Source organism: Clostridioides sp. GD02377, assembly GCF_045899875.1.
GTDB lineage: Bacteria > Bacillota > Clostridia > Peptostreptococcales > Peptostreptococcaceae > Clostridioides > Clostridioides difficile_A.
Genome location: NZ_JBJODA010000044.1, coordinates 1 through 4,935, shown reverse-complemented (window position 1 = coordinate 4,935; position 4,935 = coordinate 1). Strand labels below are relative to the sequence as shown.

The window sequence follows — 4,935 nt, the reverse complement described above, 5'->3', positions numbered from 1 at the left end:
CTTGTTTACTTCAATTCCTGTAAATTTTTTATCTTTAAATGACTGTAATATAACTGTATCTCCTGCTCTAAAATCTGCTATATGCTCTACTTCAATTTGTTTTTTATTCTTAATTACATCTTTAAAAGTACTAGAAGCTATCTGCAATTCATGTATCATAAGCTCACACCCTTTAAAAGTTTTAGTCTATTTCAATTTCTACTATAGTTCTACTTAAAAGCTTCACATTATAATTTTCTTTTATATTTTCCTCATCTTTTTTAAAAGCTCTTGCTTCTTCTAAATCAGTAAATATAGAGCTATATACTTCTCCTTTTTCCCACTCTCTTGTTGTCTGCCAAGTTACTTTAAATTCTGTAATAACCATATCGACGACTCCTTTTATAAGTCAAAGTAAGTCTATAACATTCTAGTTTCATTCACAAACTTACCTTGACTATTTATTCTATTTTCTTAATTTCTTATAGTTTTCTTCACACACTTTATCCATATTTTCTTTGTATCTGCATCCTGCACATACATTGCAAGTTATAAGCTTATTGCTAATTACAAAGTCATAATTGGCACATCTTTCATCACATTTTTTATGAAGTATCCCTTTTTTAAACTTGATTCTTTTATTCATTTTCAATCTCCTTCTCTAACCAATTCTCATATGCTATATCACAATCTTTACTTTCACAATCTATCTTAGTATTTTTGCAACTACCACAAATCTCTTTACTAAATCGCTTATAACTTTCTGTATCTGCAATATTCTTTGAGTCGCACATTTCTTTATTAGTCATATACTCACCTACTTAAATTCCTCAAATCTATACTCTTGTGAGACATTAGGATATTTTTCTTTATCAACTTTAGATAAAAATATTTCTATAGGTCTTGAATAAACTCCAGTAGCATCATATAAAGTTTTGTATATTACTAAATCTGTGCTATTATCATCACTTCCATGATGATAGAAATTCCCTTTATTGTCTTTATATATAACTACAGTATCATTCGTTTCTGTATGTCTAGAAAGAAATCTATAATCGCCTATATACCTTTCATCAAAACCCGCTGTATCTAATATTTCTCCAAGTTCACTTCCACCAACACTTTTACTAACTCCCATAACTGCATAAAATCTACCTTTGAAATGTTTATATATACATGGATACTTTAATAATCTATTCATTTCTAAATCACTCCTTGCACTCTCTAAATGATTCAACTACCATTTCAGTCTCTCCACTAGTATCTTCTGTAAAATCTATTTGTTTACCATTATAATCATTTACATAAGCTGCTATATCATATATTCTTTGACAATCTTGCTCTATATGATTACAAATATCATTTATACTAGTATCACTTGGAATTTCAATTATAACTTCATGTCTCAAAATCACTTTTTCTTCAAATTCAATTTTATATTTTTTCATTTTAAATCCTCCTTTATTTCATTTTTGAGAGTTGCAAAATACTTCAACAGTAAATTTATATTAAGATACATTTTGCAACTCTCTAAACTGTTTTTGTTAGATATTTTCTGTATATAAAAATCCTTTTAATCTTTCTATTTCTCTGTTTATTTCATCATTCCAAATTTTTATAGCTCTATCTTTATTTAAAGAAGCAACATAACCACTACATTTGACATCAAGTCCACTTTTATTAATGACTCTTAAAAATTGACCATTCCTTCCTACTTTATATCTACCTTTTGTTTCCTCTAATATTTCAACTTCCTCTAACCCTTGTGAACTGCATATATAAATCTTATTCATTATTCTTCTACCTCACTTTCAAGCCACGTTTCACATCCTGTGACGCAATTAGTTTGATAGCAATCTTCTTTATCCATATAAATACAACAACTACACTCTACATCGCATCCAAATAAAAAATCCTTTAAGCTTTCCTTGTCTTTAGTTATTTTTTCAAAATTAGTTATTTTCTTCTCCATTTTATCTCCAATAAATCTTTCGTAACATACTGGACACATATGTTTACCTGTACTGATTAATTCATTTCCACTATTCTTTTTATATAGCTCAATACATCCCCTATTATTTTTTTCAAATATTTTATTACAAAAATCACACTGTATAACTTTACTCATTTTTAAATTCCCCCTTTTTATTTCAACAGTAATTCATCTAAAAAGTCTAAGTACACAGTTAATTCCTCATCTGTCATATTGTCTAAGTCTGCTGAACCTGTTCCTATTTCTTCCTCTGCTTCAACAATAAACTCTCGATATGTTTGTGTATTATCTGCTTCAATCTCTACATCACATATTCTTTTATCTAAGTCCCCTTTTTTCATTTTATACACCCCTCTTATTATCACAATTTTCACACTCTTTTAGATTCAATCTATACTCATAAATTCTGCCTACTACAATGCCTATCCCTAACAACATTAATCCACCTAAGATATTCATTTTTCAACATCCTTTCCATCTATATAATGCTTTCTTCTTCTCTCTAAAATATTTTTGTAACACTTTTTATCACATGTATCAATTTCTTTCGAACAATACTCGCATAGCTCATTAGACTGTATAAACTCCATAATATGTTTGCATTCTTCACAGTTTTTAGTTCTTAGATGATTCTCGTAAACCCTACCAGCTATAAAACTTCCTGTTATTAATATCGCACTAGTTAAGACATTCATTTTCAAGTTTCTCCTTACATTCTAAAAACTCTTTTCTAACTTCTTCTAAATTCTCGCATTCATTGCCAACTACTATATATTTTTTGCTATTCATTATAGTTGCCTTACTTGTAAGCTCCTCCCATTTACCTTCAAATTGCTTTAAACAATGCCATTCAACATATAATCCAAGAGCATAATTTTCTTGTCTTACGATTCCATATTCATATTCATTTTATCATAAGGTACTTTCAATATATCTCCCTCATAAATTTCTTCATTATTTCCAGACCAACATTTAGAGAATACTCCAACATTAGATACTTTTTGCCATTCACAATTTTCTTTTGGCATAAATAAACAATCTACTGCATTACTCCACTTTATTGTTTCAGAATAAATCCACTTCTCATTCTCAAAAACATAACCTCTATACTTAATTAGACTCATTTCTTAACATCCCCTCGCACTCATATTTACTTAATATTTTTATAGCTATATCAATAGCTTTATTTACAGAACACTTTTTCTTATTTATTATCTTTTCAGCTAATTTAATTACTTGCTCTACATTTGCTAATACCATCTGTCACTCCTATATTTCATTCCATTTTAATTTTGCATATTTAATATCATACTTGCCTTCATATAGAGTATTTTTATTCAAACAAGAACTAATCGTAGTAGGTGCGCATTTCAGTATTTTAGATAATTGAGACATATTCCCTAGTCCAATTCTTCTGTTTGTATTTATATCAACAATTTCTACATTCTTCTTTTTAATTCTTTCCTCTACAAAACTCAATACTGCATCTTCAAACTCAAAATAATGTTCATCATTTTTAAAACCTTTTCTTCTATAAACCTGTGATTTTATAAAATACTCTAAATCACTACCCCATACCATTCCTTCATTTACTAATCGATAAGCTATTTCAGAAGCTCTCTGTCTAGCTGTTTTACTCAACATTTCCTTAACCCCCTATTCGACTGGCATTTCAAATACTTTCTCTTGATTATGTCTAACTCTGCAAGAATCTATATAATCAGTTCTTACTCCACTTTCAATAAACTTTTGTATTTCATTTAACACTTGTATAGCTCTTTCTTCATTCTCATATTCACCTATTTTTCTAAAATCTGAACTACCTTTAAATATAGCTATTACCTCATTTATATCTACTTCAACTCTGTTAACTTCCAATAAATCTAATCTATCTTGGCTTCTAATTATTATCATTTCTATTCCTCCAATATTTTTAACTTCTAGGAAGTTAATACTTATATTAACTCCCTAATAATTTACACAATCACTCTAAAAAGGTATATCATCATCATCTATTGCTTGAAACCCTTGAGGGTCTAATCCTGGTGGTATATATTCTTGCTTAGGGTTACTATCACTTTTACTAGAAAGCAATTCTAAAGCATTTACATTAACTTTAGTAATAGATTTCCAGCAACCATTTTCATCTTTGTAATTATATATATTTAACTCTCCAACAGCATACACAGACTTAGCTTTAACAAGATATTGCACAAGATTTTCAACATGTTTTCCTAATTGTTCGCATTGAATAAAATCAGTTATTTTATTTCCATTCTTATCTTTAAACCTTCTATCTACCGCTATTGAAAATGTTATTTTTGGAGTACCTGAATTAGGAAGATACTTCAACTCTGCATCTGCGACCAATCTCCCAACTAAAGTTATTGTATTCATTTAAATAGCCCCCTTTTTATTTTTCTTCATGTTCTTCTATATACTCGACAAAGTAAGTATAAGTAGTTTTACTATTTTGTTTCTCCTTACCTATTCTTACTATATATCCAGCCTTACCAAGTAATTTCAATAGTTCCAATCTATCTTGAATATCTAAACTTCCACATTTTTGTGCATATATTCTTGCCATTTTATCCCCCTTTCTAGGAAGCAATAGTATGATATTTACTTCCTAGAAGTTTAATTTAATTTTATTTGAATTTAACTTTTTGACTTTTCTTAATAATGTCGTCTAGTTCATCACTTGAATACTTAGTAAATGTTTCATCAAAATTATGAAAGTTAGTTTTTTTACTTTTACTAGTAGCATTGACAACTTTATTATTAGACTGTTTCTTCTCCTGCCTACTCTTTTTCTTCCTCTCAAACTCATTTTGATACTCTGTAAGTTCTAAACTAGTTTTTACATTTGCTTCTATCCAGTTATTTAATATTGTCTTTACATATCTATAGTTCTTAACTCCACTCCCTACAGCTTCATCAATAGCCCTTACAATTACTTCTAA

17 protein-coding genes are annotated in these 4,935 nt (G+C 28.7%); all 17 read right to left on the bottom strand.

The annotated features are described in order from the left end of the window. On the bottom strand, positions 1 to 159 hold a 159-nt coding region (locus Q3304_RS20490), incomplete at its 3' end, for a DUF3850 domain-containing protein (RefSeq protein ID WP_407815478.1). 22 nt (positions 160 to 181) lie between these two features. Further along, positions 182 to 367 carry a hypothetical protein gene (locus tag Q3304_RS20485; RefSeq protein ID WP_054271818.1) on the bottom strand — a complete coding sequence of 62 codons (186 nt, stop codon included), beginning with the start codon at positions 365 to 367 and terminating at the stop codon, positions 182 to 184. A 78-nt stretch (positions 368 to 445) separates the two neighbouring features. Next, entirely contained in the window at positions 446 to 625 is a 180-nt protein-coding gene (locus tag Q3304_RS20480) for a hypothetical protein (RefSeq protein WP_407815069.1), read from the bottom strand. After that, positions 618 to 788 (bottom strand): hypothetical protein, encoded by a 171-nt coding sequence (locus Q3304_RS20475; protein WP_407815070.1) that lies wholly within the window; start codon positions 786 to 788, stop codon positions 618 to 620. The genes Q3304_RS20480 and Q3304_RS20475 overlap by 8 nt, the downstream gene beginning before the upstream one ends. Positions 789 to 796: 8 nt before the next feature. Then, complete coding sequence (locus tag Q3304_RS20470; protein ID WP_407815071.1) at positions 797 to 1,180, bottom strand: DUF1653 domain-containing protein; 384 nt, start codon at positions 1,178 to 1,180, stop codon at positions 797 to 799. A 7-nt stretch (positions 1,181 to 1,187) separates the two neighbouring features. Further along, a complete protein-coding gene (locus Q3304_RS20465) occupies positions 1,188 to 1,427 on the bottom strand; it encodes a hypothetical protein (RefSeq protein WP_107578205.1) in 240 nt (79 codons plus the stop codon). Between the two features lie 96 nt (positions 1,428 to 1,523). After that, positions 1,524 to 1,772: a hypothetical protein gene (locus tag Q3304_RS20460; RefSeq protein ID WP_407815072.1), complete on the bottom strand. Its 249-nt coding sequence runs from the start codon at positions 1,770 to 1,772 to the stop codon at positions 1,524 to 1,526. Beyond that, positions 1,772 to 2,107, bottom strand: coding sequence for a hypothetical protein (locus tag Q3304_RS20455; RefSeq protein WP_407815073.1), 336 nt, complete (start codon positions 2,105 to 2,107; stop codon positions 1,772 to 1,774). The genes Q3304_RS20460 and Q3304_RS20455 overlap by 1 nt, the downstream gene beginning before the upstream one ends. Positions 2,108 to 2,124: 17 nt before the next feature. Next, the gene (locus tag Q3304_RS20450) at positions 2,125 to 2,313 is read right to left on the bottom strand and encodes a hypothetical protein (RefSeq protein WP_074105483.1); all 189 of its coding nucleotides are present in this window, start codon (positions 2,311 to 2,313) and stop codon (positions 2,125 to 2,127) included. Between the two features lie 114 nt (positions 2,314 to 2,427). After that, on the bottom strand, positions 2,428 to 2,667 hold the full coding sequence (locus tag Q3304_RS20445; protein ID WP_407815074.1) for a hypothetical protein: 240 nt from the start codon (positions 2,665 to 2,667) through the stop codon (positions 2,428 to 2,430). Positions 2,668 to 2,856: 189 nt separating this feature from the next. Then, positions 2,857 to 3,096 carry a hypothetical protein gene (locus Q3304_RS20440; RefSeq protein WP_407815075.1) on the bottom strand — a complete coding sequence of 80 codons (240 nt, stop codon included), beginning with the start codon at positions 3,094 to 3,096 and terminating at the stop codon, positions 2,857 to 2,859. Further along, on the bottom strand, positions 3,083 to 3,232 hold the full coding sequence (locus Q3304_RS20435; protein ID WP_407815076.1) for a hypothetical protein: 150 nt from the start codon (positions 3,230 to 3,232) through the stop codon (positions 3,083 to 3,085). Before Q3304_RS20435 ends, Q3304_RS20440 begins: the two co-directional genes overlap by 14 nt. A 9-nt stretch (positions 3,233 to 3,241) precedes the next feature. Beyond that, entirely contained in the window at positions 3,242 to 3,616 is a 375-nt protein-coding gene (locus Q3304_RS20430) for a hypothetical protein (protein WP_407815077.1), read from the bottom strand. Positions 3,617 to 3,628: 12 nt separating this feature from the next. Beyond that, positions 3,629 to 3,886 carry a hypothetical protein gene (locus Q3304_RS20425; RefSeq protein ID WP_074098779.1) on the bottom strand — a complete coding sequence of 86 codons (258 nt, stop codon included), beginning with the start codon at positions 3,884 to 3,886 and terminating at the stop codon, positions 3,629 to 3,631. 75 nt (positions 3,887 to 3,961) lie between these two features. Then, positions 3,962 to 4,369, bottom strand: coding sequence for a single-stranded DNA-binding protein (locus tag Q3304_RS20420; protein WP_021385616.1), 408 nt, complete (start codon positions 4,367 to 4,369; stop codon positions 3,962 to 3,964). Between the two features lie 16 nt (positions 4,370 to 4,385). Further along, on the bottom strand, positions 4,386 to 4,559 hold the full coding sequence (locus tag Q3304_RS20415; RefSeq protein WP_021385626.1) for a hypothetical protein: 174 nt from the start codon (positions 4,557 to 4,559) through the stop codon (positions 4,386 to 4,388). A 61-nt stretch (positions 4,560 to 4,620) separates the two neighbouring features. Continuing rightward, a partial coding sequence (locus Q3304_RS20410; protein WP_407815078.1) for a DnaD domain-containing protein occupies positions 4,621 to 4,935 on the bottom strand: 315 nt, incomplete at its 5' end.

Excerpts from the sequence above, each read along its gene's own strand:
- Q3304_RS20450 (WP_074105483.1), bottom strand. The coding sequence starts at position 2,313 with ATGAAAAAAGGGGACTTAGATAAAAGAATATGTGATGTAGAGATTGAA.
- Q3304_RS20445 (WP_407815074.1), bottom strand. The coding sequence starts at position 2,667 with ATGAATGTCTTAACTAGTGCGATATTAATAACAGGAAGTTTTATAGCT.
- Q3304_RS20475 (WP_407815070.1), bottom strand. The coding sequence starts at position 788 with ATGACTAATAAAGAAATGTGCGACTCAAAGAATATTGCAGATACAGAA.
- Q3304_RS20480 (WP_407815069.1), bottom strand. The coding sequence starts at position 625 with ATGAATAAAAGAATCAAGTTTAAAAAAGGGATACTTCATAAAAAATGT.
- Q3304_RS20460 (WP_407815072.1), bottom strand. The coding sequence starts at position 1,772 with ATGAATAAGATTTATATATGCAGTTCACAAGGGTTAGAGGAAGTTGAA.
- Q3304_RS20430 (WP_407815077.1), bottom strand. The coding sequence starts at position 3,616 with ATGTTGAGTAAAACAGCTAGACAGAGAGCTTCTGAAATAGCTTATCGA.
- Q3304_RS20485 (WP_054271818.1), bottom strand. The coding sequence starts at position 367 with ATGGTTATTACAGAATTTAAAGTAACTTGGCAGACAACAAGAGAGTGG.
- Q3304_RS20435 (WP_407815076.1), bottom strand. The coding sequence starts at position 3,232 with ATGGTATTAGCAAATGTAGAGCAAGTAATTAAATTAGCTGAAAAGATA.
- Q3304_RS20425 (WP_074098779.1), bottom strand. The coding sequence starts at position 3,886 with ATGATAATAATTAGAAGCCAAGATAGATTAGATTTATTGGAAGTTAAC.
- Q3304_RS20455 (WP_407815073.1), bottom strand. The coding sequence starts at position 2,107 with ATGAGTAAAGTTATACAGTGTGATTTTTGTAATAAAATATTTGAAAAA.
- Q3304_RS20415 (WP_021385626.1), bottom strand. The coding sequence starts at position 4,559 with ATGGCAAGAATATATGCACAAAAATGTGGAAGTTTAGATATTCAAGAT.
- Q3304_RS20440 (WP_407815075.1), bottom strand. The coding sequence starts at position 3,096 with ATGAGTCTAATTAAGTATAGAGGTTATGTTTTTGAGAATGAGAAGTGG.
- Q3304_RS20470 (WP_407815071.1), bottom strand. The coding sequence starts at position 1,180 with ATGAATAGATTATTAAAGTATCCATGTATATATAAACATTTCAAAGGT.
- Q3304_RS20465 (WP_107578205.1), bottom strand. The coding sequence starts at position 1,427 with ATGAAAAAATATAAAATTGAATTTGAAGAAAAAGTGATTTTGAGACAT.
- Q3304_RS20420 (WP_021385616.1), bottom strand. The coding sequence starts at position 4,369 with ATGAATACAATAACTTTAGTTGGGAGATTGGTCGCAGATGCAGAGTTG.